The 2,756-nt window shown below is 66.0% G+C and carries 2 protein-coding genes; both read left to right on the top strand.

All coding sequences use genetic code 11. The features are described 5' to 3' along the window. A partial coding sequence (locus Q0U08_RS19565; protein ID WP_298093455.1) for a TonB-dependent receptor occupies positions 1 to 1,267 on the top strand: 1,267 nt, incomplete at its 5' end. A 67-nt stretch (positions 1,268 to 1,334) separates the two neighbouring features. After that, positions 1,335 to 2,756, top strand: a 1,422-nt coding sequence (locus tag Q0U08_RS19560) for a tryptophan halogenase family protein (RefSeq protein WP_298093453.1), incomplete at its 3' end; no start/stop codon positions are given.

The raw sequence follows: 2,756 nt of genomic DNA, 5'->3' as shown, positions 1-2,756 counted from the left end.
GCCCTATACCGCAGGCTTCGCCGCGCAGGCGAACGATCCGCGCTTCCAGGAAATCCTGAAGCGCGTCAGCCTGCCAGCCTCGGGCGCGCCGCAGGTCTATACGATCGATCCCAAGGCGCTGGACAATCCCGCGGCCTTTATCGGCAGCTTCTACCCGGGCTTGCGCGAGAATGTGAACCCGGCCAACTCGTACGACATCGATCTGCGCCAGATGTCGGGCTATGCCGAGGTGAGCGGCGAGGGCGAGCTGCTCGGTCTGCCCTACCGCGCCAATGGTGGCCTGCGTATCGTCAACACGCGCTTCACCGTGCGCCAGAACATCGTCGGCCTGCCGCAGCCCTACGGCGTGTCCGGTCAGGATGCAGGCGACATCCTGACGCGGCGTGAGTTCACCGACTTCCTGCCGGCATTCAACATCGCCTTCGACCTGACCGAGAAGCTGCGCCTGCGCGGCTCCTATGCGAAGACGATGACGCTGCTGAACTTCGACCAGTGGGGCGGTGCGCTGAACGTCAACTATGCGATCAACACGTCGATCACCCCGTCGCGGTTCGAGGCGCGCTCGGCCTCGCTGGGCGGCAATCCGCAGCTCAACCCCTGGCGCGCCGACAATGTCGAGGCGAGCCTGGAATATTATACCGGCCGCTCCAGCCTGGTCGCGATCGGCGCGTTCCATATCGCGGTGGACAGCTTCATCGCCAACGCCACCGTGTTCCGCAACGACATTCCCGACAATGACGGCGTGATCCGGCGCGAGGTGCCGGTCAGCACCTCGGTGCAGGGCGATGGCGGCACATTGAAGGGGATCGAGGTTTCGGCACGCCAGTCGCTCGCCGATTACGGGGTCAACGGCTTGTTCGGTGGGTTCGGCGTCGATGCCAACTACACGCTGTCGCTGGGCGAGACGGGCCGGGTGGACCTGGCGGGCAACAAGCAGCCGTTCCAGGACAATTCCAAGCATCAGGTGAACGCGGCGCTGTGGTACGAGCAATATGGGTTCCAGGCGCGCGTCGCCTATAACTACCGCTCGAAGCGTCTCGTCTCGTCCGATTATGGCGGCATCTCGGGGCTGGCTCAGTATCAGCAGCCGACCAACTATCTGGACGCTTCGATCAGCTACGACATCCTGCCGTATCTGACGATCTATGGCCAGGCATCCAACCTGACCGGCGAGACGGAGCGCTATTATCTGACGTGGAAGGACCAGGTGTTCAACGAGAACATCTACGAGCGCCGCTTCATCGCGGGCGTCCGGGCGCGCTTCTGAAACGCCCCTTGGCCGGCTGCCCTGATCGTCTATGACGGGCAAGGCAGCCGGCCAAGGAGCCCCGTGCATGAGCGATCCGTTACGCTCCATCGTTATCGTCGGCGGCGGCACTGCGGGATGGATGGCCGCCACCTATCTGGCGCGGCGCCTGTCGCATCTTCGCCCCGACATCACGGTGATCGAGAGCCCGGCGATCGGGACGGTCGGCGTCGGCGAGGCGACGGTGCCGGCGATCCGCGACTTCCTGGCCGCGGTCGAACTCGGCGAGCCCGAGGTGCTGCGCGAGACCGGGGGGACGATCAAGTACGGCATCCGCTTCGTCGACTGGCAGACGCGGGGGCATGCCTTCTTCCACCCCTTCGGCCTGTACGGGGTGCCGGCCGGGGGCGTGCCCTTCCATCATCACTGGCTGCGGGCACGGGCAGCGGGCGACGCGACGCCGCTCGACGCCTATTGCCTGGCGACGCAGCTCGCCGAACACGGCCTGTTCCTCGCGCCGCCCGACCGGCCCGAGAACGACCTGGGCCATTTCAACTTCGCGCTGCATTTCGACGCGGTGCGCTTTGCCCATCTGCTGAGCCGACTGGCGATCGCCAATGGCGTGCGCCATGTGCCCGCGCGCATCGACGAGGTGCTGCTCGATCCCGAACGCGGTGACGTTCGCGGCGTGCGGCTGGAATCCGGCGCGGTCGTGGGCGGCGAGCTGTGGATCGACTGTTCGGGTTTTCGCAGCCTGTTGCTGGGTGAGGCGATGGGGGTGCCCTACCGGGATTGGCGGGAGTGGTTGCCTTGTGACCGGGCGGTGGCGATGCCGTGTGCGCCGGCCGGCACTGCGCCGCATCCGCGCACGACCGCGACGGCGCTGTCGGCGGGGTGGCAGTGGCATATCCCGCTGCGGCACCGGATCGGCAACGGCTATGTCTATTGTTCGGACCATGTGTCGGACGACGAGGCGGAGCAGGCGCTGCGCGACCGGCTGGAGGGGGCGCCGCTCGGCGATGCGAACCGGCTGCGCTTCACGCCTGGCCACCGTGCCGAAGTCTGGCATCGCAATGTCGTCGGCATCGGTCTGGCGTCGGGCTTTCTGGAGCCGCTGGAATCAACCAGCATTTCGCTCGTCCAGTCCGGGTTGCAACGGCTGGTCCAGCTTTGGCCGCAGCGTGGCATCGACCCCCGTCTGGCGGCGGTCTACAACCGGCAATCGGTGCTGGAATTCGAGCGGATCCGCGATTTCCTGCTGATCCACTACATCTTCAACCGGCGCGTCGGCGAACCCTTCTGGGATCGCATGCGCGCGATCGAGCCGCCCGACCATCTGCGGATGAAGCTGGATAGTTGGCGCGCCTGCGGCGAATTCGTGCGGTATGAATGGGAAAGTTTCCAGGACCCGAGCTGGCTCAGCCTCTATGCGGGGATGAACCATCTGCCGGCGCACCATTCCATCCTGGCCGACAGCTATCCCATGCCGGCGCTGTCGGCGCATCTCGCC

The sequence above is a fragment of the uncultured Sphingomonas sp. genome, from assembly GCF_946477935.1.
Classification (GTDB): Bacteria; Pseudomonadota; Alphaproteobacteria; order Sphingomonadales; family Sphingomonadaceae; genus Sphingomonas.
This window is presented reverse-complemented; position numbering and strand designations above follow the sequence as displayed.